Genomic DNA, 1,663 nt, shown 5'->3' with positions numbered 1-1,663 from the left:
TCACATCGCACTTGAGATGAAATATGCTATCCGTCGATCTGTTTGAACCAGCCTTCCTGGCCGTCAAAGACGGCTTCCTTCTTACCCTATTGATCACGATCGCCAGCTTTTGCCTCGGGCAAATTCTAGCCCTGCCGTTGGCGCTTGCTCTGACATCAGAACGACGACCCATCCGTCTGACTGTTTCGACCTACACGTTCTTTGTGCGCGGCAGTCCCCTGCTCGTGCAGTTGTTCATCATCTATTATGGGTTGGGGCAGATCGAGGTCGTCCGCGACAGTGTCCTGTGGCCGATACTTCGTAGCCCTATCTACTGCGCGATTTTAGCGATCGGCCTAAATTCCGCAGCCTATTCCGCGGAACTTCTCGCAGGTGCAATCCGTCAATTGCCACCAGGACAATGGGAAGCAGGAAAGGCGCTCGGAATCCGCTACGGCGTCCTTCTCGTAAAAATAGTCCTTCCGCAGGCCTACCGCGCGGTTCTGCCCGCTATCGGCAACGAACTTGTTCTTGTCATGAAGGGATCTACTCTCGCCAGCGCCGTGACCGTCATGGAGATGACTGGATCGGCCCGTGTCTTTGTTGCCCGTAGCTACGCACCATTCGAAACCTTCCTCATCGCCGGGACCATCTATCTTGTCCTCGGTGCGGTGTTCGGACAGATCTTCAGATTCATTGAAACGCGAACAGCCATTCCGGGGCGCTGAGTCATGTCCATTGGAACTGATGCTTGAAGTGCTCCCGCAATAAATACAACGGATCACCGCTCTGTAGCTGTGGCAGCATTATAAGGTCTTGAAATGACCGACGCACAGAGACAAGCCGTTCGCCTGGTGGGATTGAACAAATGGTACGGAAACTTCCACGTACTGAGGGATATCGATCTCAACGTGGGGATTGGAGAACGCATCGTTATCGCCGTGCCCATCCGGTTCCGGCAAGTCGACGATGATCCGCTGCATCAACCGGCTGGAAGAACACCAGAAGGGTACGATCGTCGTCGACGGCATCGAACTTACTAACGACCTGAAGAAGATCGACGAAGTGCGCCGTGAAGTCGGCATGGTGTTTCAGCACTTCAACCTGTTCCCGCACCTGACGATCCTGGAGAACTGCACGCTTGCACCGATCTGGGTTCGCAAGATGCCGAGGAAGCAGGCCGAAGAAGCCGCCATGCACTTCCTGAAGCGCGTCAAGATCCCCGAGCAGGCCAACAAGTACCCAGGCCAGCTTTCGGGCGGTCAGCAGCAGCGCGTTGCGATTGCCCGCTCGCTGTGCATGAAGCCGAAAATCCTGCTGTTCGATGAGCCGACCTCGGCGCTCGATCCGGAAATGGTCAAGGAAGTGCTCGACACCATGGTTTCGCTTGCCGAAGAAGGCATGACAATGCTTTGCGTTACCCATGAAATGGGCTTTGCCCGTCAGGTTGCAAACCGCATGATCTTCATGGACCAAGGCCAGATCGTCGAGCAGAACTCGCCAGCCGAATTCTTCGACAATCCCCAGCACGGGCGCACCCGGCTGTTCCTCAGGCAGATCCTTCATTGATGACGGTTCCGGGCGATCGGATACACACCTGATCGACACATGTCGTTTTGAAGATACGTGCTTCTGACATTCGCTTCAGTGTTTCGACACTCGAGGCTGAAGACCGGCACAAACT

General features: G+C 55.1%; 1 protein-coding gene and 1 pseudogene. Both read left to right on the top strand.

Annotated features, from left to right (window positions below; all coding sequences use genetic code 11):
- The first annotated feature begins 23 nt into the window (after nucleotides 1–23).
- Nucleotides 24–707, top strand: coding sequence for an ABC transporter permease (locus tag A3AY_RS0132995; protein ID WP_018329938.1), 684 nt, complete (start codon nucleotides 24–26; stop codon nucleotides 705–707).
- 93 nt (nucleotides 708–800) lie between these two features.
- Nucleotides 801–1,548 (top strand): annotated as a pseudogene (locus tag A3AY_RS36820) (amino acid ABC transporter ATP-binding protein).
- The last annotated feature ends 115 nt before the right edge of the window (nucleotides 1,549–1,663 follow it).

Source organism: Rhizobium giardinii bv. giardinii H152, from assembly GCF_000379605.1.
Classification (GTDB): Bacteria; Pseudomonadota; Alphaproteobacteria; order Rhizobiales; family Rhizobiaceae; genus Pararhizobium; species Pararhizobium giardinii.
This window is presented reverse-complemented; position numbering and strand designations above follow the sequence as displayed.

Coding starts and splice junctions, on each gene's coding strand:
- A3AY_RS0132995 (WP_018329938.1), top strand. CDS start 24: ATGCTATCCGTCGATCTGTTTGAACCAGCCTTCCTGGCCGTCAAAGAC.